The sequence below is a fragment of the Variovorax sp. SPNA7 genome (assembly GCF_033807855.1).
Taxonomy (GTDB): Bacteria; Pseudomonadota; Gammaproteobacteria; order Burkholderiales; family Burkholderiaceae_C; genus Variovorax; species Variovorax beijingensis.
In genome coordinates this window covers 86,363-105,565 of sequence record NZ_CP138513.1, presented here as the reverse complement: position 1 = coordinate 105,565, position 19,203 = coordinate 86,363, and the positions used below count along the sequence as shown (strand labels likewise).

Below are 19,203 nucleotides of genomic sequence, written 5' to 3'. Positions count from 1 at the left end.
AATAGTTTTGTACAGACGTTCAATACGCCCGATGAGCACCCGCACCCCGCCCGCCAGGCGAAGCGCCCACCGCGCCGTGGCCATCACCGCCGAGGCCGCCCGGCCCGATCGGCGCCACGCCATCCTGCTGGCAGCGGAAAAGCTTTTTGCGCAGCACGGCTACCACGCGGTGACCATCCGCCAGATCGCCGAGGAGGCAGGCGTGCCGCTGGCGCTGGTGGGCTATTACTTCGGCCCGAAGCACGAGCTCTTCCATGCGATCTTCGAGCACTGGAGCCACAGCATCGAGGAACGGCTCGCGGGCCTCAAGGCCGTGAACAACGACCCCGACGACGCGCGCACGCTGCCGCGCATCATCGAGGCCTTCACCGGGCCGGTGCTGGCGCTGCGCGCGAGCGCCGAGGGCGAGTACTACGCGCTCCTGGTGGCACGCGAGCTCTACCACGCCACCGAGGAAGCCGACCGCGTGCTGCGCGGCTACTTCGATCCGCTGGCCGAGGCCTACATCGATGCGCTGCATGTCGCGCTGCCGCATGCCACGCGCGGACAGGCTGCCTGGGGCTACCAGTTCTCGCTCGGGGCGCTGCTGCACCACCTGAACGACAGCCGCATCGAGCGGCTCTCGCGCGGCGAGAACCGGCGCAGCGATCCGGCCGTGGCGCCGATGCTCGTGAACTTCATCGTCGGCGGGCTGCGCGCCGCGCTGCCGCGACCCAAGGCCCCGCAGAAGAAAACCACCCCCAGGAGACAGAAGACATGATGAAACGACGCACCCTGCTCTCGGCGCTGGCCGCCGCCTCGGCCGCCGCGGCGCTGCCCTCGCGCGCGCAATCGAACCCGAAGATCGTGTTCGGCTACACGGCCGTGTCCGACTTCGCCTCGGTCTTCGTGGCCGCGGAAGAGGGCTACTTCAAGAAGCGCAACCTCGACGTCGAGCTCAAGTTCATTCCGCTCAACTCCACCATTCCCGCCGCGCTGCAGTCCGACTCGCTGCAGATCGGCGGACCCACGCCCTCGGTGTTCCTGCAGGCGGTGGACGGCGGGCTCGACCTGGTGCTGGTGGCCGGCGGCGGGCTCACCTCGAAGACCATCACGGGCTTCGGCCTGGTGGCGCGCGCCGGCTCGGGCATCAAGGGGCCGCAGGACTGCGTGGGCAAGAAGATCGGCGTGCCGGGGCTCGGCGCGTTCCTGCACGTGACCTTCCGTGCCTGGCTCAAGGAGAGCGGCGTGGACTACCGCAAGGTCAACTTCGTCGAGGCCTCGTTCCCGCAGCATGCCGACCTGCTGCGCGGCGGCTCGGTCGATGCGGTGGTGTCGGCCGACCCGTTCATGAGCCGCATCACCGAGAGCGGCGCGGGCTACGTGGCCTCGTACTACTCCACCTTCCTGCCCGAGAACAACCAGACCATCGTGCATGCGGCCAAGCGCGAATGGGTGGCCAAGAACCCGGCCGCCGCGCGCGCGTTCCGCGAGTCGCTGGTCGAGGCCGCTTCTTTCATGCAGCAGCCGAAGAACGACGCCAAGGTGCGCGCGGCCATCGGCAAGTACATCAAGCTGCCGCCCGAGGTGCTCGCGAAGATCCAGATCTCGCCGCCCGGCGCCACGGTGAACGAGAAGCAGCTGGGCTACTGGGTCGGCCTGATGAAGGACCAGGACATGCTCAAGACCTCCATCGACGTTGCGAAGCTGATCGCCAAGTGAGCACGGCCGCCGACTTCCTTCGCTTCGACGGCGTCGCGATCCGGCTCGGCGGGCGCGAGATCCTGTCGCCCACCTCGTTCGATGTGGCGCGCGGCGAGTTCGTCTGCATCGTGGGCCCGAGCGGCTGCGGCAAGACCACGCTGCTGCGCGCGGCCAGCGGCCTGGTGGCCGCGAGCGCCGGCGAGGTGCGGCGCAAGGGCGTGAAGATGAGCGAGCCGTCGCGCGAAGTGGCCTTCGTGTTCCAGGACTACGGCCGCGCGCTGCTGCCCTGGCGCACGGTGGAAGGCAACGTGAGCCTCGCACTGGAAGCGGCTGGCGTGCCCGCGGCCGAGCGCGCGCCGCGCATTGCCGAGGTGCTCGGCAAAGTGGGCCTCGCGAAGCATGCGCAGAAGTTTCCGGTGCAGCTTTCGGGCGGCATGCAGCAGCGCGCGCAAATTGCCCGCTGCCTGGCGCAGAAGCCCGAACTCATGATGATGGACGAGCCCTTCGGCGCGCTCGATGCGCTCACGCGCCAGAGCCTGCAGGACGAGCTCGCGCGGCTGGTGCGCGACGACGGGCTCACGGTGCTGTTCGTCACGCACGATCTCGAAGAGGCCATCTACCTCGGCGACCGCGTGATCGCGCTGCAGGCCAACCCCGGGCCGGGGCGGCCCAGCCTGGCGCGGATGATCGATGTGAAGATTCCGCGGCCGCGCGACCAGCTCACGACGAAGGAGCATCCGGAATATCTGCAGCTGCGACGCGAGTTGTTCGCCTTCATCGAGCAAAGCCATGACTGAACGCCGCCTCCTGCGCTGGCTGCGGCCCTGGGTCTTTCCGGCCCTGCTGGTCGGCGCCTTCGAGTGGTACGCGCGGCGCGCGGCCGCCTTGGGCAGCGCCGCGCTCGCCCCGCCGAGCGCGGCGGTCAGGGCCTTCATGGGCGCGGCGCTCGACGGCTCGCTGTGGCAGGCGACGGGTTTCACGCTGGGCACGGCGGCGCTCGGCCTGCTGCTGGGCGCGGTGCTCGGCATTGCGCTGGGCCTCGTGCTCGGGCTCTCGCGCCGCGCTGCGCAGCTCGGCTCGCTGTCGATCGAGGTGCTGCGGCCCGTGCCCTCGGTGGCGCTGATTCCGCTCGCGATGCTGACCTTCGGTTTCGGCGTGCGCATGGAGCTGGCCATCGTCGCCTTTGCCACCTTCTGGCCGCTGCTGGTGCTGGTGCAGTCGGCGGTGCAGCAGATCGAACCGCGGCTGCTCGAGGTGAGCCGCGTGCTGGGCCTCTCGGCGCGCGAGCGTGCCTTCAAGATCGTGCTGCCGGCCATCGTGCCGCGCCTGTTCGTGGCGCTGCGCCTCGGCGTGGCGGTGGCGCTGGTGGTGGCCGTCACGGTGGAGATTGCGGCCAATCCCAATGGCATGGGCTACGCGATGATGATCGCGCAGCAGAGCTTCGACCCCGCGCTGATGCTTGCGTGGCTGGGCTGGATCGGCGTGGTGGGCTTTGCGGTCAATGCGGGCATGGTGCTGCTGCAGCGCGTGGTGGCGCGGCGCATGGGGGTGCTGCCATGAACGGCAACAGCCGCGTTGGCATCTTGGTGAATCGGCTCGGCTCGCTCGCCGTGCTCTCGGCATTGATTGCGCTGTGGTGGATCGCGAGCAACGCGGGCTGGGTGAGCCGCGTGTTCCTGCCGACACCGCAGGCCACCTTCGCCAGCCTGCTCGAAGGTCTCAACCTCCCGGGCCCGAACGGAAACGGGGGTCACGGCGAGCTGCTCGCCTTCACGCAGGCCACGGTCGGCCGCATGGTGCAGGGCTGGCTGCTGGCGTCGCTGTTCGGTGTGCTGCTGGGCGCGGCCATTGGCGTGTCGCCCGCGGTGCGCGCGTGGGTGCAGCCGACGCTCGAGTTCATTCGCCCGCTGCCCGCCTCGGCGCTGCTGCCGCTCGCGATCTCGATCTTCGGGCTGAACCCCGGCATGGTGCTGTTCGTGGTGGCCTTCGGCGCGATGTGGCCGGTGCTGCTGGCCACGGTGCACGGCTTCGCGGCCGTTGAGCCCAGGTTGTCGGAAGTGGCGCGCTGCCTGCAGATGTCGCGCGCGGCTTTCGTCTGGAAGATGGGCCTGCCCAACGCCATGCCCGACATCCTGGCCGGCATGCGGCTTGCGCTGACCATTGCGCTGATCGTCGCAGTGGTGGGCGAGATGATCGCCTCGCAAAGCGGCCTGGGCCAGGCCATTCTGCTGGCCGCGCGCGCATTCCGCGCGAGCGACCTGTTCGCCGGCATCGCGCTGCTCGGGCTGATCGGCTTCGCGAGCAACGCGCTGCTGGCCTTTGCCGAGAAGCGGCTGCTGCGCTGGCAGCAGCCCTGACGCTGTCCCTCACATCCCCATTCCACAAGGAGCCCCGCCATGCCACGCAAGTTCGTCGACCTCTCGATCTTTCTCGAAAACGATGTGCTGTCCGATCCGCCGGCCTTCGCGCCGAAGATCCAGTACTTCACGCACGAGCAGACCTACGAGCAGATCGAGCCCTTCTTTCCGGGCCTCAAGAAGGAAGACCTGCCCGACGGCGAAGGCTGGGCCGTGGAGCTGGTGCAGCTGTCGACGCACAACGGCACGCACCTCGACGCGCCCTACCACTTCCACTCCACCATGGACAAGGCGCTGGGCGAGAAGAAGCCCGCCATCGCGATCCACGAGGTGCCGCTCGAATGGTGCTTCCAGCCCGGCGTGAAGCTGGACTTCCGCCACTTTGCCGATGGCTACGTGGTCACGGCCAATGATGTCGAGGCCGAGCTCAAACGCATCGGCCACACGCTGAGCCCGCTGGAGATCGTGGTGGTGAACACGCGCGCGGGCTCACGCTACGGCCACAACGACTATGTTTCCGCCGGCGCCGGCATGGGCTACGAGGCCACCATGTATTTGCTGGAGCGCGGCGTGCGCCTCACAGGCACCGATGCCTGGAGCTGGGATGCGCCCTTCGTGCACACCGCCAAAAAGTACGGCGAGACGCACGACGCCTCGCTGATCTGGGAAGGCCACAAGGCCGGCCGCGACATCGGCTACTGCCACATCGAGAAGCTGCACAACCTCGAGGCGCTGCCGCCCACGGGCTTTTTCATCAGCTGCTTTCCGCACAAGATCCGCGGCGCGTCGGCCGGCTGGACGCGCGCGGTGGCGATCTTCGACGATGCGCTGATGGCGTCGGTCTGAACCTGGGGCATCGAGACCAATGATTGCGCTCAACCACACACACGACGCCGGCGCCCAGAGCTGGGTCGCCACTGCCAACACAGAAGGCACCGACTTTCCGATCCAGAACCTGCCCTACGCCGTGTTTCGCCGCACGGGCAGCCCGCAGCCGTTCCGCGGCGGCGTGGCGATTGGCGACCAGGTGCTCGACATGGCCGCGCTCTCCGCACGCCAGCTGCTCGACGGACTCGCGCTCGATGCGGCCCGTGCCGCCGCGCTGCCGGCGCTCAACGATTTCTTCGCGCTCGGCGGCACCGCTTGGCGTGCGCTGCGCCACGCGGTGTTCGCATTGCTGCGCGACGATGCACCGGCCGCCACGGTCAAGGCCATGCGCGAATGCCTGGTGCCGCAGGCCGAGGTCGAATACACCGTGCCCGCGCGCATCGGCGACTACACCGACTTCTACACTTCCATCGACCATGCGCTGAACATCAGCCGCCTGATGAATCCCGAAGGCGACGTGACGCCCAACTTCCGCTGGATTCCGACGGCCTACCACGGGCGCGTGTCGACCATCGGCATCAGCGGCCAGCGCTTTCATCGCCCGATGGGGCAGACCATGGCGCCGGGCGCCAGGGCGCCCACGTACCAAGCCTGCGCGCGGCTCGACTACGAGCTCGAGCTCGGCATCTGGATCGGCGAAGGCAATGCGGCCGGCGAAGCGATTCCGCTCGAACGCGCGGAAGAGCACATCTTCGGCATCTGCCTGCTCAACGATTGGTCGGCGCGCGACATCCAGTTCTGGGAGATGGCGCCGCTCGGTCCCTTCCTTGCGAAGAATTTCGCGACCACCATCTCGCCGTGGATCGTGACGATGGAAGCGCTCGCGCCCTATCGCCAGGCCTGGGCGCGGCCCGCTGGCGAGCCCCAGCCGCTGGCCTATCTCGAAAGCGGCGCCAACCGCGAAAGCGGCGCGATCGACATTCGCCTGGAGGTCTGGCTCGAAAGCGAGAAGGCGCGCAGCGAGGGGAGCGGGCCTTCGCGCCTGTCGCGCACGAGCTTCAGGCACCAGTACTGGAGCGTGGCGCAGATGGTGGCGCACCACACGGTGGGCGGCTGCAGCCTGAACCCGGGCGACCTGTTCGGCAGCGGCACCATCTCGGGACCGGGGCCGGGCGAGGCCGGCGCGATCATCGAGCTGACGCGCGCCGCGCAAGACCCGGTCACGCTGGCCAACGGCGAGCAGCGCGGCTTCCTGGAAGACGGCGATGCGGTGCTGCTGCGCGGCTGGTGCGAAAAGCCGGGCCATGCGCGCATCGGCTTCGGCGAAAGCCGGGGGACGGTGCTGCCCGCGAAGGGCTGAAGACATCCATCCGGCGCGCCAAAAGAAAAGGCCACCGCTGAGGGTGGCCTTTTGCATGAAATATGGAGCGGGAAAAGAGTCTCGAACTCTCGACCTCAACCTTGGCAAGGTTGCGCTCTACCAACTGAGCTATTCCCGCATTTCGAGCCGCAGATTATAGCCTGGTTTTTTCAGGCCTTCTTCCGCGCTTCGGTCAGTGGCCGAACACCGACGCGCGGTGCAGCGAAATGCCGGCCATCACACCATCGGCCGAAGCCATCGTGGCGTTGTGGAACATCATGGCCGCATCGCCGGCCGCGAACACGCCGGGCACCGTGGTCATCTTCATTGCGTCGGTGCGGATCAGCGGGCCGAAGCCGCCCTCGTCGATCGCGCATCCAAGCTGCTCGGCCAGCGGGCTCGCCAGGCGCGTGCGCGGCACGAGGAACATCGCATCGAGCGGCACGCGCCGGCCGTCCGCGAATCGAATGCCCGAGAGTTCGGCGGGCGACGGCCCCTCGAGCGCCGCAATGCGGCCCGGCTCGATCGCCACGCCGCGCGCCTGCAGCCTGGCGCGCGTTTCCTCGTCCACCGTGTTGTTGCCGTTGAGGAACAGCGTGGCCGACCCCCATTCGGCGAACAGGATCGCATGCTCGGGCGCATGCGGCCGCTCGATCAGGATGCCCAGGCGCCGGCCGCTGACTTCATAGCCGTGGCAGTACGGGCAGTGCAGCACGCTTTGGCCCCAGCGTTCGCGCACGCCTTCGATCTGCGGAAAGCCGTCCTCGACGCCGAAGGCGAGCACGATCCGGCTGGCCGACAGCGGCACGCCGCCACCTTCGAGCGAAACGGTGAACCCGCCCGCGCGGTCGGCCTGCGCCTCGGCGACGCGGCCCTCGATGAAGCTGGCGTTCGGATACGCGAGCACCTTGGCGCGCGCATCGGCAATCATCTTCAGCGGCGGCGTGCCGTCCTGCCCGAAGAAGCCGTGCGATGCGGCGGCGAAGCGGTTGCGCGGCGCGCCCGCATCGACGATGCAGACCGTTTTGCGCGCGCGCGCAAGCTGCAGGGCAGCGGAAAGGCCGGCAAAGCTGCCGCCCACGACCAGAGCGTCATAGTGCATGTTCGATGTCCTTGTGTGTGAAGCCGCCGCCCGTCATGCGGCGATGAAAATCCTTCGAGAGATCCGCCAGCGTGATGCTGTGGAAACGCTCGAGCAGCAGGGCCTCGGCCTCCCGGCAGGCGCCGTCGAGCGCCGCATTCACGGCCTGCTCGACGATGCAGCCGGGGCTCTCGGTGCGGTTGCCCATGGCCAGCAGCGCCGGAGACCCCACCGCCTGGTGGATATCGCCGAGCGTCACGGCATCGAGCGGGCACGACAGCACCCAGCCGCCGCCATGGCCCTTGGCCGAACTCACGAAGCCCGCCTCGCGCAGGCCCGCCATGACCCGGCGCACCACGACGGGATTTGTCTGCATGGCCATGGCCAGCGATTCGGAGGTGACGGGCCCCTCCATCTCTGCCATGTGCAGCAGTGCGTGGAGAACGCCTGAAAGCTTGCTGTCTCGTTTCATGCAACATTATGAGTTGCGTGAAATAGGAAGCGCTCGAGAGGGTCGCATTTGACCCTGCCGGCCGAACGGTTGTGCTGCCGCCGCCTGTTATCGTCGGCCGCCTTCACGACGACCGCATGCCCGCCGCCCTTCCCTCGACCCTGATCGACGCCGCCCTGCGCGGCGTGGCGATCGCGTTGCTGCTCCTGCTGGCACTGGTGCTCGGCCGCGACCGCCCTCGCCTGCCGGCTGCGCGTGCCGGCGTGGCATTGACGCTCGGCCTTTGCGTGCAGGTCATCGGCTCCACGCCGCTGTTCGAAGCGCTGGTGCCCGGCCTCTGGCAGGCGCCGCTGGTCGCCGTCTCCGTCGGCAACGCCGTGCTGTTCTGGGTCTTCGTGCAGGCGCTGTTCGACGACGATTTCGCGCTGCGCCCGCTGCACGTCGCAGCCTGGGTCGCGGTCGCCACGCTGGCGGCGTTCAACTGCGCGGTCGTGGCCGGCAGCGCCTCGGTGCTCGCGCCGATCACCATGGGTTTGCAGCGCGCCGTGCCGCTTGTATTCGCGGTGCTTGCCGCACTGGCCGCGGCCTCGCACTGGCGTGAAGACCTGGTGGAGCGGCGCCGCAGGCTGCGCGTCTTCATCGTGGTGGCCGGCATCGGCTACAGCCTGGTGATGCTGGCAGTCCGGCTGGCTTCGCCGCATGGCCGGCTTTCGGGGCTGTCGGCCACGGCGGACGTGGCAATGTTGCTTGCGATCGTGGCGGTGGTGGCCTGGCGGATGGTGCGGTTGGCGGGGTCGGACCTGTTCCCGGCGGCGAGCGTGCCGGCTGCGATGCCCGTGGTCGTTCTTGAAGACGCGCCGCCGCCCGAAGCGCTCCCAAGCCCGGACGCCGAGCGCGATCCGGCCGAAGACCGCCTCGCCGAATCCCTGCAGCACGCCATGGCCGTCGACCGCGCCTATCGCAGCGAAGACCTGAGTATCGCCAGCCTCGCCGCGCGGCTGTCGGTGCCTGAATACCGGCTGCGGCGGCTCATCAACCAGCGCTTGGGGCACCGCAACTTCAACGCCTTCGTCAACAGTTTCCGGCTGGCCGAGGCCATGGCGGCGCTGGCCGATCCGCGCAAGCGCGACCTGCCCGTTCTCACCATCGCACTCACGGCAGGCTTCCAGTCCATCGGCCCGTTCAACCGCACGTTCAAGGCCGCCACCAGCCTCACGCCCACCGATTTCCGCAAGCAGAAGCTGGCCGATTCCTGAAATCGGCGCGCCGAAAGCCGCGCTTGCAGCTTTCGGCAAGACACGGCGGGCATGCCGCGGCATCGTCCGGTCCGCCGAGGGCATGGGCCTTCGATGACACAAGGAGTTCGGTCGATGCGACGTCTTTTCTTTTTCTTTACGGCCACGGCGCTCGCGCTGCTTTCCGGGCTGGCCCAGGCCGCGATGGGCCTGGCCGAGATTGCCGGCACGGCCGGCGATGGGCCGGTCACGGTGTTCTATCCGTCAAGCGGCGAAGCCCGACTCGTCCGGCGCGGCCCCTTCACGCTGGACGTGGCTGCGCAGGGCACGCCCGTTCGCGGCAATGGCCGGCTGATCGTGGTTTCGCACGGGTCGGGCGGTGCGCCATGGGTGCATGCGGACCTGGCACGTGCCCTGGTGGACGCCGGCTTCATCGTGGCCATGCCCGAGCACAAGGCCGACAACTACAAGGACGCCAGCAACCCCGGCCCCGACAGCTGGACGATGCGTCCGGCCGAAGTGTCGCGCGCCATCGACGCGGTCGCGCGCGATGCACGCCTTGCGCCGCTGCTCGAACTCGACAAGGTGGGGATGTACGGCATGTCGGCCGGCGGCCACACCGCGTTGAGCCTGGCGGGTGGACGCTGGTCGCCAGCTGCATTCATGCGGCATTGCGAAGCCAACCTGGAAGGCGACTTCCAGACCTGCGTCGGACTGATCACGCGGCTGACCGGAAGCTGGTTCGACCGCATCAGGAAATGGGGCGCGCTGTTCGTGATCCGCCACCGCTTCGCGGACGCCACGCCGCGCGCGCACCAGGATCCACGCATCGCCGCCGTGGTGGCCGGTGTGCCGGCATCGGCCGATTTCGACATGGCCTCGCTCGCCACGCCGCGCGTACCGCTGGGGTTGATCACTGCGCAGCAGGACCGCTGGCTGATTCCGCGCTATCACAGCGATCGCGTGCTCGCGGCCTGCCTGCCGCGCTGCGAACTGATCGCCGACCTGCCCACGGGCGGCCATGGCGCGCTGCTCTCGCCCCCGCCGCCCGGACTCACGGGGCTGATCGGCGAGTTGCTCAACGATCCGCCGGAATTCGACCGCTCTGCGCTGCTGCCGGAAGTGAACCGCAAGACGGCGGTCTTCTTCAGTGCGCACCTGCTGCCTTGACCGCCTTGGGCCGCGCCGCCTAACGCACGAGCTCCCATTCCCGACGACGGAGGTGTCCCACACGCGCCGGCGGCTGCCTCGCACACGGCGACATGTGCGGAGGTGGTCACGGTAGCGACCGAACTGGCCCAAAGCCGGTTCAGTGACCATTCAACGAAAGGAAAAGTCACCCATGAAGCAGCAACAACACAAATCCCTTTTCGTCGGCGCCTTGCTCGCAGGCCTTCTTGCCATGAGCGGCTTCGCACAGGCACAGAGCGTGGGCGTTGGCGTGGGCGTGAATGCCGACGTCAACACGTCGGGCAGCGCGACTGCGCCTCAACGCCAAGGCACCGCGGGTGCCGGTGCACGCACCGAGGGAAGTGCCGGCGGCGGTGCCGCCACGAATGCCGGCGTGCAGCCGGTCGAAGTCCCCAAGGCCGCAGGCGGGCTGGGCAACACCCTGGGCGGCGTGGTCGGCGGCGCGACGGGTGCGGTCGGCGGTGCCACCAATGCCGCAACCGGCGCGGCCGGCAACGTGACCGGCGCGACGAATGTCGTGGGTGACACGGTAGGCGGTGCGACCGGTGCCGCAGGCTCGGCCGGCGGCGCGCTGAAGGCGCCGGCCGTGGGCGCCAAGGCCAGCGGCAAGGCCAAGGGATCCGGCGCGGTCGACGTCAAGAAATAAGCACTTCGCTCAGGGAAAGAAGCCCGCGGTGCGCCTGCGCCGCGGGCTTTTTCAATGACTCGCTTCCAGCCTGAAGAGGCTGGTCACTTCCACGTCGAGCACCATCAGCTCGCGCTGGTTGAAGAGCCGCCAGCGCCAGCGCAGGATGCCGAGCGTGGGCCGCTTCTCGGAGCGCCGCACCTCGATGACGTCGGCCACCAGCCGCAAGGCATCGCCGGGCCGCACCGGATGGGGCCAGCGCACATGCTCGAGCCCCGGCGAGGCAAAGGACTCCGAGCCCCTGAGCGCGGCATCGACCACGAGCCGCATCGCGATCGAGCAGGTGTGCCAGCCGCTCGCGATCAGCCCGCCGAAGGCACTGTCCGCCGCCGCGACGGCATCGGTGTGGAACCACTGCGGGTCGTAGGCCTGCGCAAAGCCGACGAGCTCCGCTTCGGACACGACATAGGGCCCGGCCTCGATGACCTGGCCGGGGTGGAAGTCGGCGAACTTCATTCGCCGCAGCTTAATAGGTTTCGAGGTGCAGGCGGCCTTCGCGCTTCAGTGCGGCACCCACGGTGTCCCAGTCCAGGCCCGCTTCCTTCGCCACGTCGCGCAAGGCAAGCACCACGCCCTCTTCCATGCTCTTGAGCCCGCACACGTAGAAGTGGCTCGCGCCGTCCTTCAGCAACGCGGCCAGGTCGGCGGCGCGTTCGCGCATGAGGTCCTGCACGTAGCGCTTGGGCTGGCCCGGCGTGCGCGAGAACGCGAGGTTGATGTCGATGAAGTCCTTGGGCAGCGATTGCAGCGGACCGAAGTACGGCAGCTCCTGCTGCGTGCGCGCGCCGAAGAACAGCATGAGCTTGCCGCCTTCGAACTTGCCGCTCTTGCGCAGGCGCCGGCGCCATTCGGTCATGGCGCGCATCGGCGCGCTGCCGGTGCCGGTGCAGATCATCACGATGTGCGACTTGGGATGGTTCGGCATCAGGAACGAGGAACCGAAGGGCCCCACCACCTGCACCGTGTCGCCCACCTTCAGGTCGCAGACGTAGTTGGAACACACGCCGCGCACCGGGTCGCCCTGGTGGTCTTCGGTCACGCGCTTCACGGTGAGCGACACGTTGTTGTAGCCGGGCCGCTCGCCGTTGCGCGGGCTGGCCACCGAGTACTGGCGCGCATGGTGGCGTTTGCCGATGGCGTCGACGCCCGGCGGCACGATGCCGATCGACTGGCCTTCGAGCACCGGGAACGGCACCACGCCGAAGTCGAGCACGATGTGGTGGGTCTCGCTGTCGAAGCCCGCCTCGGTGCAGTTGAAGTTGCCCACCACGGTGGCGGTGGTTGGCGCCTTTGGCGCAAAGAGGTTGGTGTAGGCGTGCGCGGCCGACCAGGGCGGCACGGTGGCGCCGTACTGGGCCGAGTTGAAGACCGGCTCGATGGCGTCGACGGCAGTCTGGGCCATGCCCGTGGCGGGCGCGGCAGCCGCCGCGGCTTCATCGCCGGCATCGGCGGAAACGCCTGCGGCCTCGAGCTCCTCGGGCGTGAGCTCCGCGGGCAGCGATTCCCAGGTGAGCTGTTCCTCGATCGTGTAGGCACGCACCAGCGGCATGGTGCGCCAGTTGTCGATCGAACCCGTGGGGCACGGCGAGATGCAGGCCATGCAGCCATTGCAGATGTCGGCGCGCACGACGTAGTTGTTATCGTCGTGCGTGATCGCGTTGACGGGGCAGGTGGCCTCGCAGGTGTTGCAGCGGATGCAGATCTCGGGGTCGATCAGGTGCTGCTTGATGACCCCGGCTTCAACGGCCATGTCCATGTTTTTTCTCCTTTCCCTCGCCCCTTGGGGAGAGGGTCAGGGTGAGGGGGCAGCGGCTTGTCGTGGGAGCGCCGTCAACCCTCACCCCTGCCCTCTCCCCGAGGGGAGAGGGAGTAATACCCCAATCAACCGAAACGCACGTACTCGAAATCCACCGGCTGGCGGTTGATGCCCATCACCGGCGGCGAGATCCAGCCTGCGAACTTGCCCGGCTCGACCACGCGGCCCATCAACGATGCCACGAAAGCGAAGTCTTCGGCGCTCGGCAGCCATTCGTTGCGCTTGGCGGCCCATTCGACCTCGTTCACCACGCGGCCCTCGGGCGACATCTTGATGCCCGCGAGCGCGCCGATCTGGCGGTTGAAGGCCTTGTGCGGCACGGTCAGGCGGGTGGGGATGCCGGCCTTCTCGAGCACCTTGTTCCAGCGGCCGACGCCGGCCACCGAGTCCTTGATGAAGTCGTCGCGCAGCACTTCGTTGAGCGCGTTGAGCATCGGCACGTCCTTTTCGACGAGCTGGCCGTCCTTCACCTCGAGCACCTTGTAGGTCTGGCCCTTGAGCACGTGGTCGTCGCCCCGCTTGCCTTCTTCGTAGCGGCCCTTCAGGCCCGAGCTGTAGAAGATGGCGGCGTTGCTCGACTGGTCGGCGCCGAACAGGTCGATGGTCACGCTGTAGTGGAAGTTCAGGTAGCGCTGGATGGTGCCCAGGTCGATGGCGCCGGCCGCGCGCACCTTCTGCGCGTCGTCGGTCTTGAGCTCGTTCATCACCTGCGCGGTGCGCGCCAGAACGCGCGAGACGCCGCTCTCGCCCACGAACATGTGGTGCGCTTCTTCGGTGAGCATGAACTTGGTGGTGCGCGCGAGCGGATCGAAGGCGCTCTCGGCCAGCGCGGCCAGCTGGAACTTGCCGTCGCGGTCGGTGAAGTAGGTGAACATGAAGAACGCCAGCCAGTCGGGCGTCTTCTCGTTGAAGGCACCCAGGATGCGCGGGTTGTCCTGGTCGCCCGAGGTGCGCTGCAAGAGCGCCTCGGCTTCCTCGCGGCCGTCGCGGCCGAAGTGCTTGTGCAGCAGGTAGACCATGGCCCACAGGTGGCGGCCCTCTTCCACGTTGATCTGGAACAGGTTGCGCAGATCGTACATGCTCGGCGCGGTCAGGCCCAGGTGGCGCTGCTGCTCGACCGAGGCGGGCTCGGTGTCGCCCTGCGTCACGATGATGCGGCGCAGGTTGGCGCGGTGTTCGCCGGGCACGTCCTGCCAGGCTTTCTCGCCCTTGTGGTCGCCGAAGTGGATCTCGCGGTTGGCGTCGCCCGGGTTCAGGAAGATGCCCCAGCGGTAGTCGCGCATCTTCACGTGGCCGAACTGGGCCCAGCCCTGCGGATCGACGCTCACCGCCGTGCGCAGGTACACCTCGTGGTTGGTCGAGCCTTCGGGGCCGACGTCGTCCCACCAGTTGATGAAGTTGGGCTGCCAGCCTTCGAGCGCGCGCTGCAGCGTGCGGTCTTCGCCGAGGTTGACGTTGTTGGGGATCTTCTCGCTGTAGTTGATCGTGCTCATCGCTGTTCCTTGGGTTGTGCGGACTGGGGGTTCTTCTTCATTCAGACGCGGTTCAAGTCGAAGCCGGCCTTCTCGCCGGTGCCGTAGACCTTGAGCGCGCCCTTTTCGCCGACGGCGTTGGGGCGGTTGAAGATCCAGTTCTGCCAGGCGGTGAGCCGGCCGAAGATGCGGGTGGCCATGTTCTCCTGGCTCGCGAAGCGCAGGTTGGCTTCGAGGCCGGTGAGCGCATCGGGCGACATGGCGGCGCGCTCCTCGACGGCGATGCGGATCTCGTCGTCCCAGTCGATGTCGTCGGGCGCGGCGGTGACGAGGCCGAGCTTCAGTGCTTCGTCGGCATCGAGCGGCTTGCCGGCCGCGGCGCGCGCGGCGTCCAGCGGCGCGGCCTCTTCGTAGAAGCGGCGCTGCAGGCGGCTCTGGTCGTTCACCATCGGGAAGAAGCCGAAGTTGAATTCGTTGAGCACGAGCTTCGGCGCGCGCGCGGCATCGTCGGGCAGCGCGAGCATGTAGCTGCGGTCGGCCGCAAAGGCCAGCTCGGCCAGCGTGCCGGCAAAGCACGAACCCGCTTCGACCAGCGCGAACAGGCTGCGCGACGACACGTCCAGCCGCGCCAGCGTGCGGCGAAGTGCGCCGATGGTTTCGCGCACCAGCCAGTGGTCCTTGTGGGCGAGCATCAGGGCGTCCGATGCGAGCACGGCGGCCGCATCGCCTTCGGTCTTGAGCAGCCAGGTGCCGATGTCGAGCTCGTTGGTGCGCAGGTTGAGGATGGCGTCGTCGAGCTCGCGGCACACGGCAAGCGGCCACCAGGCGGCGCCCGCAGCCTCGATGGCGGCGAGGTCCGCGGGCTGCGTGCCGGTGGGTGCCTTGACGGTGATCGTGGCGGTGCGCTTGCTGCGGTCGATCTTCACGTCGACGTGCGAATAGGCGATGCCGTCGGCGCTGTCGGTGCGTTCCAGCCGGGTCAGCGCCACGCCCTTGCCGCTGGCCGGGCGGTCGCTCGCGGCGGCCAGCTGTGCGGCGCGCTCCTGCACGGCGGCGGCAAACTGCGCGGGCTTGGCCACGGCATCGACCAGGCGCCAGTCGACCGCGCGCTGGCCGCGCACGCCTTCGACGCTGGTGCAGAAGATGTCGGCGAGGTCATGGCGCACATGGCGCTTGTCGGTCACGCGGGTCAGGCCGCCGGTGCCGGGCAGCACGCCGAGCAGCGGCACCTCGGGCAGCGAGACGGAGGAAGAGCGGTCGTCCACCAGCAGGATCTCGTCGCAGGCCAGTGCCAGTTCGTAGCCGCCGCCGGCGCAGGCGCCGTTCACGGCCGCGATGAACTTCAGGCCCGAGTGCTTCGACGAATCCTCGATGCCGTTGCGCGTCTCGTTGGTGAACTTGCAGAAGTTCACCTTCCAGGCGTGGCTCGACACGCCCAGCATGAAGATGTTGGCGCCCGAGCAGAAGATGCGGTCCTTGCCGCTGGTGACGATCACGCTGCGCACTTCAGGGTGCTCGAAGCGCACGCGGTTGAGCGCGTCGTTCAGTTCGATGTCCACGCCCAGGTCGTAACTGTTGAGCTTGAGCTTGTAGCCGGGGCGGATGCCGCCGTCTTCCGCGATGTCGAGCACCAGGCGCGCCACCGGGCCTTCGACGCTGAGCTTCCAGTGCCTGTATTGCGCGGGTTCGATGCGGTAGTCGACGCGCAGAGGCGCCTGAAGGGTCGTGGTCTCGGTCATACGGAAGTCTCCTGTGGGGGCAGATGCAAACCGGAAGAATAATGCAGCTTCTGGCGTCGATGACATGCATCATGCTGCATGCGAACAGGCAAGTCAATGCCTGAAGCGCTTTTTTTCAAAACTTCAGTTCAGGCGCCGGTGCCTATCGCCTGGCGCGCGACCGTGCGCAGCGCCTGGAAGCTCTGCGCCAGCGTCTTGCCGCTGGTGTCCACCGAGAGATCGGCCTTCGAATAGAAGGCAGCGCGGCCGTTCAGGATGCGGCGCAGGTCTTCCATGGCTTCCTTGCTGGCCGCCATCGGGCGGGTGTCGCCCTGCGCGGCCACGCGGCCCATGTGCTCCTCGGGCGCGGCCTGCAGCCACACGGTGGTGCAGTGCGCGAGCAGCTCGTTGAAGGTGGCGGGGTCCGAGACGATGCCGCCCGGCGTGGCAATGACCACCTCGCCGTAGATCTGGATGGCTTCCTCGAGCGCGCGGCGCTCGTAACGGCGGTAGGCGTTGGTGCCGTAGAGGTCGTGGATCTCGCGCACGCTGCAGCCCGCGAGCTTCTCGATGTCGCGGCTCAGTTCCACGAAGGGCACGTCGAGGTCGTCGGCCAGCATCTGCCCGAGCGTCGACTTGCCTGCGCCGCGCAGGCCTACGAGCGCGATGCGGCGGTGGCGCGCCGGATCGACCGAGGCCGTGCCCAGCAGCTCACCCACCGCCACGCGCACGCGGCGCAGGTCGGCCTCGCTGCGGTTTTCGAGCAGCTCGCGGATCAGCAGCCACTCGGGCGAACTGGTGGTCACGTCGCCGACCAGTTCGGCCAGCGAGCAGTGCAGCGCGCCGGCCACCTGCTGCAGCACCAGGATCGACGCGTTGCCGATGCCGTATTCGAGATTGGCCAGGTGCCGCTCCGACACGTCGGCCGCAATGGCCACCGCCTTGCGCGTGAGGCCGCGCTGCGCGCGCAGGTTGCGCACGCGCTCGCCCAATGCCGCCAGCAATGGATTCTTGGCCTCCCCGGCCGGTGCCACCGGGTTGCCGGCGCGGTGGCCGCCTTCGGGCGCGGGGGCCAGCACCGCGTCTACGTGCTCGTTCATGCATGTCCTCGTTCTTGGCCGGGATTGTGCGCGCTCAGGGTAAACACCATAGATGCACTATATTGCTTGACACCTATGGAGTCGATGCTTATTGTTCGGCCACAAGCAAGATACTGCACGCGCACCAATCCTGCAAGGTAGTCCGAAAGTTCGCTGCGCCATTCACCCTGCCAGCCAGCCTCCAAAAAGGAAGCCCGCCAATGTCCAGCAAGGAAGCATTTCACCAGTTGATCGCCGGCCTGACCGCCGAAATTGCCGGCCGTCCGCTCGACGAACAGCTCGACCAGTGGCTCAACGCCACCCATGGCGCGGGCAGCGCGCGCTTCGAGGCGCTGCGCCAGGCCTGCATCGGCGGCGTGGCCGAAGGCTGGCTGTGCGAGCGCGAAGGCGGCGACATCCGCTACGGCCGCGTGTTCAAGGCGGAGGACGCACTGCAGCGCTTCTCGGTCGACGTGGTCGACATGCAGGACATCGCGGGGCCGCACCACACGCATCCGAATGGCGAGATCGACCTGATCATGCCGATCGAAGGCAGCCCCGGCGCCACCTTCGACGGCCGGCCCGCGGGCTGGTGCGTCTACGGCCCCGGCACCGCGCACCGCCCGACCGTGGCGAACGGCCGCGCCCTCGTTCTCTATCTCCTGCCTGAAGGGCAGATCAAGTTCACCCCATGACCGAACTCCTCCCCAATTACGTCGCCGGCCGCTGGCAAGGCGGATCGGGCGCCGGCACGCCGCTTTTCGATCCGGTGCTGGGCGCCGAGCTCGTGCGCGTCGACGCCACCGGCCTGGACCTGCCCGCCGCCTTTGCCTTTGCGCGCGAACAGGGCGGCGGCGCGCTGCGCGCCCTCACCTATCGACAGCGTGCCGGGCTGCTCGGCGCCGTCGTGAAGGTGCTCCAGGCCAACCGCGATGCCTACTACGAGATCGCGACCGCGAACTCCGGCACGGTGAAGAACGACTCGGCCGTCGACATCGACGGTGCGATCTTCACGCTGGGCCAGTATGCGAAGTGGGGCGACGCGCTCGGCGACGTGCGCGCGCTGCGCGACGGCGAGGCCGTGAAGCTCGGCAAGGAGCCGGTGTTCCAGTCGCAGCACCTGCAGCTGCCGACGCACGGCGTGGCGCTGTTCATCAACGCCTTCAACTTTCCGTCGTGGGGGCTGTGGGAAAAGGCCGCGCCGGCGCTGCTCTCGGGCGTGCCGGTGATCGTGAAGCCCGCCACGGCCACCGCCTGGCTCACGCAGCGCATGGTCAAGGACGTGGTCGATGCGGGCGTGCTGCCCGCGGGCGCGCTCTCGGTCGTCTGCGGCAGCTCGGCGGGCCTGATGGATGCGCTGCAGCCCTTCGACGTGGTCTCGTTCACCGGCTCGGCCGAGACGGCCGCCGTGATCCGCTCGCACCCGGCCGTGGCCGAGCGCTCGGTACGCGCGAACATCGAGGCCGACAGCCTCAACAGCGCCCTGCTGCTGCCCGGCGCCGCGGCCGGCAGCGAGGCCTTCAACCTGCTGGTGCGCGAAGTGGTGCGCGAGATGACGGTCAAGTCGGGCCAGAAATGCACCGCGATCCGCCGCATCCTGGTGCCGGCCGAGCTCTACGACGCCGCGGCCGAAGCCATTGGCGCCAAGCTCGCGGCCATCACCGTCGGCAATCCGCGCAACGAGAGCGTGCGCATGGGCTCGCTCGTGAGCCGGGCGCAGATGAATGCCGTGAGCGAGGGCCTGGAAGCGCTCTCGGCGCAGGCCAGCGTGCTGTACGACGGCCGCAACACGCCGCTGATCGATGCCGAACCGTCGGTGGCCGCCTGCATCGGCCCTGTGCTGCTGGGTGCGCGCGACGCCGATGCGGCGCAGCGCGTGCACGACGTGGAAGTGTTCGGACCCGTTGCCACGCTGCTGCCGTACCGCGACCTGGCGCACGGCATCGCGCTGGCGCACCGCGGCCAGGGTTCGCTCGTGACTTCGCTCTACGGCAGCGACGACGCGGCGCTGGCGCAGGCCGCGCTCGCGGTGGCGCCGAGCCACGGCCGCGTGCACGTGATCACGCCCGAGGTGGCGCAGGCCCACACCGGCCACGGCAACGTGATGCCGATGTCGCTGCACGGCGGCCCGGGCCGCGCGGGCGGCGGCGCCGAGCTCGGCGGCCTGCGCGCGCTGGACTTCTACCATCGCCGCAGCGCCGTGCAGGCGAGCCCCGGCGTGCTGGCCGCACTGGGCCTCTAGAAAAA

The 19,203-nt window shown here is 68.5% G+C and carries 19 protein-coding genes and 1 tRNA gene; 12 read left to right on the top strand and 8 right to left on the bottom strand.

Going from position 1 to position 19,203, the window contains the following annotated elements; translation table 11 throughout:
- Positions 1-31: 31 nt before the first annotated feature.
- Genes RZE77_RS00530 through fahA form a run of 7 tightly spaced genes read left to right on the top strand, consistent with a single transcriptional unit; the run spans position 32 to position 6,228 of the window.
- A complete protein-coding gene (locus RZE77_RS00530) occupies positions 32-760 on the top strand; it encodes a TetR/AcrR family transcriptional regulator (protein ID WP_319440221.1) in 729 nt (242 codons plus the stop codon).
- Complete coding sequence (locus RZE77_RS00525) at positions 757-1,701, top strand: ABC transporter substrate-binding protein (RefSeq protein ID WP_319440220.1); 945 nt, start codon at positions 757-759, stop codon at positions 1,699-1,701. The genes RZE77_RS00530 and RZE77_RS00525 overlap by 4 nt, the downstream gene beginning before the upstream one ends.
- Positions 1,698-2,480: an ABC transporter ATP-binding protein gene (locus RZE77_RS00520; RefSeq protein ID WP_018903340.1), complete on the top strand. Its 783-nt coding sequence runs from the start codon at positions 1,698-1,700 to the stop codon at positions 2,478-2,480. The genes RZE77_RS00525 and RZE77_RS00520 overlap by 4 nt, the downstream gene beginning before the upstream one ends.
- Positions 2,473-3,243, top strand: coding sequence for an ABC transporter permease (locus tag RZE77_RS00515; RefSeq protein ID WP_319440219.1), 771 nt, complete (start codon positions 2,473-2,475; stop codon positions 3,241-3,243). The genes RZE77_RS00520 and RZE77_RS00515 overlap by 8 nt, the downstream gene beginning before the upstream one ends.
- Entirely contained in the window at positions 3,240-4,040 is an 801-nt protein-coding gene (locus RZE77_RS00510; protein WP_319440218.1) for an ABC transporter permease, read from the top strand. The genes RZE77_RS00515 and RZE77_RS00510 overlap by 4 nt, the downstream gene beginning before the upstream one ends.
- A 39-nt stretch (positions 4,041-4,079) precedes the next feature.
- On the top strand, positions 4,080-4,886 hold the full coding sequence (locus RZE77_RS00505) for a cyclase family protein (RefSeq protein WP_319440217.1): 807 nt from the start codon (positions 4,080-4,082) through the stop codon (positions 4,884-4,886).
- A 19-nt stretch (positions 4,887-4,905) separates the two neighbouring features.
- Entirely contained in the window at positions 4,906-6,228 is a 1,323-nt protein-coding gene (gene fahA, locus RZE77_RS00500; protein WP_319440216.1) for a fumarylacetoacetase, read from the top strand.
- Between the two features lie 63 nt (positions 6,229-6,291).
- Here fahA and RZE77_RS00495 read toward each other — a convergent pair.
- The 3 genes from RZE77_RS00495 to RZE77_RS00485 all read right to left on the bottom strand — a co-directional run bounded on the left by RZE77_RS00495 (position 6,292) and on the right by RZE77_RS00485 (position 7,781).
- Positions 6,292-6,367: transfer RNA gene (locus RZE77_RS00495), tRNA-Gly, on the bottom strand.
- Positions 6,368-6,421: 54 nt separating this feature from the next.
- Entirely contained in the window at positions 6,422-7,330 is a 909-nt protein-coding gene (locus RZE77_RS00490) for an NAD(P)/FAD-dependent oxidoreductase (protein ID WP_319440215.1), read from the bottom strand.
- On the bottom strand, positions 7,320-7,781 hold the full coding sequence (locus RZE77_RS00485; RefSeq protein WP_319428395.1) for an RrF2 family transcriptional regulator: 462 nt from the start codon (positions 7,779-7,781) through the stop codon (positions 7,320-7,322). Before RZE77_RS00485 ends, RZE77_RS00490 begins: the two co-directional genes overlap by 11 nt.
- 116 nt (positions 7,782-7,897) lie before the next feature.
- Here RZE77_RS00485 and RZE77_RS00480 point away from each other — a divergent pair, with 116 nt between their 5' ends.
- The 3 genes from RZE77_RS00480 (at position 7,898) to RZE77_RS00470 (ending at position 10,832) form a co-directional block, all read left to right on the top strand.
- The gene (locus tag RZE77_RS00480; protein WP_319440214.1) at positions 7,898-9,016 is read left to right on the top strand and encodes an AraC family transcriptional regulator; all 1,119 of its coding nucleotides are present in this window, start codon (positions 7,898-7,900) and stop codon (positions 9,014-9,016) included.
- 114 nt (positions 9,017-9,130) lie between these two features.
- Positions 9,131-10,165 (top strand): alpha/beta hydrolase family protein, encoded by a 1,035-nt coding sequence (locus RZE77_RS00475; protein WP_319440213.1) that lies wholly within the window; start codon positions 9,131-9,133, stop codon positions 10,163-10,165.
- A 172-nt stretch (positions 10,166-10,337) separates the two neighbouring features.
- Positions 10,338-10,832: an adhesin gene (locus tag RZE77_RS00470; protein ID WP_319440212.1), complete on the top strand. Its 495-nt coding sequence runs from the start codon at positions 10,338-10,340 to the stop codon at positions 10,830-10,832.
- A 51-nt stretch (positions 10,833-10,883) separates the two neighbouring features.
- On the opposite strand, the gene RZE77_RS00465 is transcribed toward RZE77_RS00470, so the two are convergent.
- The 5 genes from RZE77_RS00465 to RZE77_RS00445 form a co-directional block, all read right to left on the bottom strand.
- The gene (locus RZE77_RS00465; protein WP_319440211.1) at positions 10,884-11,327 is read right to left on the bottom strand and encodes a MaoC family dehydratase; all 444 of its coding nucleotides are present in this window, start codon (positions 11,325-11,327) and stop codon (positions 10,884-10,886) included.
- A 10-nt stretch (positions 11,328-11,337) separates the two neighbouring features.
- Complete coding sequence (gene boxA / locus RZE77_RS00460) at positions 11,338-12,627, bottom strand: benzoyl-CoA 2,3-epoxidase subunit BoxA (RefSeq protein WP_319440210.1); 1,290 nt, start codon at positions 12,625-12,627, stop codon at positions 11,338-11,340.
- A 125-nt stretch (positions 12,628-12,752) separates the two neighbouring features.
- Positions 12,753-14,180, bottom strand: a complete 1,428-nt coding sequence (boxB, locus tag RZE77_RS00455) for a benzoyl-CoA 2,3-epoxidase subunit BoxB (RefSeq protein WP_012745259.1) — start codon at positions 14,178-14,180, stop codon at positions 12,753-12,755.
- A 41-nt stretch (positions 14,181-14,221) separates the two neighbouring features.
- A complete protein-coding gene (boxC, locus tag RZE77_RS00450) occupies positions 14,222-15,898 on the bottom strand; it encodes a 2,3-epoxybenzoyl-CoA dihydrolase (RefSeq protein WP_319440209.1) in 1,677 nt (558 codons plus the stop codon).
- 128 nt (positions 15,899-16,026) lie between these two features.
- Positions 16,027-16,977, bottom strand: coding sequence for a helix-turn-helix transcriptional regulator (locus tag RZE77_RS00445; protein ID WP_319440208.1), 951 nt, complete (start codon positions 16,975-16,977; stop codon positions 16,027-16,029).
- A 200-nt stretch (positions 16,978-17,177) separates the two neighbouring features.
- Here RZE77_RS00445 and RZE77_RS00440 point away from each other — a divergent pair, with 200 nt between their 5' ends.
- Both RZE77_RS00440 and RZE77_RS00435 read left to right on the top strand, forming a co-directional pair.
- On the top strand, positions 17,178-17,651 hold the full coding sequence (locus tag RZE77_RS00440; RefSeq protein WP_319440207.1) for a 4-hydroxylaminobenzoate lyase: 474 nt from the start codon (positions 17,178-17,180) through the stop codon (positions 17,649-17,651).
- The gene (locus tag RZE77_RS00435) at positions 17,648-19,198 is read left to right on the top strand and encodes a 3,4-dehydroadipyl-CoA semialdehyde dehydrogenase (RefSeq protein WP_319440206.1); all 1,551 of its coding nucleotides are present in this window, start codon (positions 17,648-17,650) and stop codon (positions 19,196-19,198) included. The genes RZE77_RS00440 and RZE77_RS00435 overlap by 4 nt, the downstream gene beginning before the upstream one ends.
- Positions 19,199-19,203 lie beyond the last annotated feature (5 nt).

Coding starts and splice junctions, on each gene's coding strand:
- RZE77_RS00530 (WP_319440221.1), top strand. CDS start 32: ATGAGCACCCGCACCCCGCCCGCCAGGCGAAGCGCCCACCGCGCCGTG.
- RZE77_RS00525 (WP_319440220.1), top strand. CDS start 757: ATGATGAAACGACGCACCCTGCTCTCGGCGCTGGCCGCCGCCTCGGCC.
- RZE77_RS00515 (WP_319440219.1), top strand. CDS start 2,473: ATGACTGAACGCCGCCTCCTGCGCTGGCTGCGGCCCTGGGTCTTTCCG.
- RZE77_RS00510 (WP_319440218.1), top strand. CDS start 3,240: ATGAACGGCAACAGCCGCGTTGGCATCTTGGTGAATCGGCTCGGCTCG.
- RZE77_RS00505 (WP_319440217.1), top strand. CDS start 4,080: ATGCCACGCAAGTTCGTCGACCTCTCGATCTTTCTCGAAAACGATGTG.
- fahA (WP_319440216.1), top strand. CDS start 4,906: ATGATTGCGCTCAACCACACACACGACGCCGGCGCCCAGAGCTGGGTC.
- RZE77_RS00490 (WP_319440215.1), bottom strand. CDS start 7,330: ATGCACTATGACGCTCTGGTCGTGGGCGGCAGCTTTGCCGGCCTTTCC.
- RZE77_RS00485 (WP_319428395.1), bottom strand. CDS start 7,781: ATGAAACGAGACAGCAAGCTTTCAGGCGTTCTCCACGCACTGCTGCAC.
- RZE77_RS00480 (WP_319440214.1), top strand. CDS start 7,898: ATGCCCGCCGCCCTTCCCTCGACCCTGATCGACGCCGCCCTGCGCGGC.
- RZE77_RS00475 (WP_319440213.1), top strand. CDS start 9,131: ATGCGACGTCTTTTCTTTTTCTTTACGGCCACGGCGCTCGCGCTGCTT.
- RZE77_RS00470 (WP_319440212.1), top strand. CDS start 10,338: ATGAAGCAGCAACAACACAAATCCCTTTTCGTCGGCGCCTTGCTCGCA.
- RZE77_RS00465 (WP_319440211.1), bottom strand. CDS start 11,327: ATGAAGTTCGCCGACTTCCACCCCGGCCAGGTCATCGAGGCCGGGCCC.
- boxA (WP_319440210.1), bottom strand. CDS start 12,627: ATGGACATGGCCGTTGAAGCCGGGGTCATCAAGCAGCACCTGATCGAC.
- boxB (WP_012745259.1), bottom strand. CDS start 14,180: ATGAGCACGATCAACTACAGCGAGAAGATCCCCAACAACGTCAACCTC.
- boxC (WP_319440209.1), bottom strand. CDS start 15,898: ATGACCGAGACCACGACCCTTCAGGCGCCTCTGCGCGTCGACTACCGC.
- RZE77_RS00445 (WP_319440208.1), bottom strand. CDS start 16,977: ATGAACGAGCACGTAGACGCGGTGCTGGCCCCCGCGCCCGAAGGCGGC.
- RZE77_RS00440 (WP_319440207.1), top strand. CDS start 17,178: ATGTCCAGCAAGGAAGCATTTCACCAGTTGATCGCCGGCCTGACCGCC.
- RZE77_RS00435 (WP_319440206.1), top strand. CDS start 17,648: ATGACCGAACTCCTCCCCAATTACGTCGCCGGCCGCTGGCAAGGCGGA.